Source organism: Gelidibacter salicanalis (assembly GCF_016469035.1).
Lineage (GTDB): Bacteria > Bacteroidota > Bacteroidia > Flavobacteriales > Flavobacteriaceae > Gelidibacter > Gelidibacter salicanalis_A.
This window is the reverse complement of sequence record NZ_JAEHJZ010000436.1, coordinates 1-307: the sequence shown is the minus strand read 5'-3', so window position 1 is coordinate 307 and position 307 is coordinate 1. Positions and strand designations below refer to the sequence as shown.

Sequence of the window (307 nt, the reverse complement as noted above, 5' to 3'; positions counted from 1 at the left end):
CAGCCAAAGGCATTGGAATGATCAGAAGCCCATTGGGGAGTGTTTTCAGACCAATTCATGAGTGTAGCTCTGGTGGGGATTTGCCAAAGATCCGTGGGCTCGCAGTATCCGGCTGGCATTTGGTGAGCAGCAGACAGGAATGCAGCACGAATGAGATATTAGAGTCCAGAGTGCCTTCAGGAGCCCATTGTGGAGGTTGTGCCATATTGCCGGAAGGTGATGAAAAGATTGAATCTAGACTCAAGCACGAGAATGAGAAGCAAATCCTTAGAATATAAGGTCTAGATTCTCGATCTAGATCCAGTCT

At 47.6% G+C, this 307-nt stretch carries 1 protein-coding gene; it reads left to right on the top strand.

Going from position 1 to position 307, the window contains the following annotated elements:
- The coding region (locus JEM65_RS22690; protein WP_233530819.1) for a hypothetical protein at positions 1 to 278 on the top strand (278 nt) is incomplete at its 5' end.
- Positions 279 to 307: the final 29 nt, after the last annotated feature.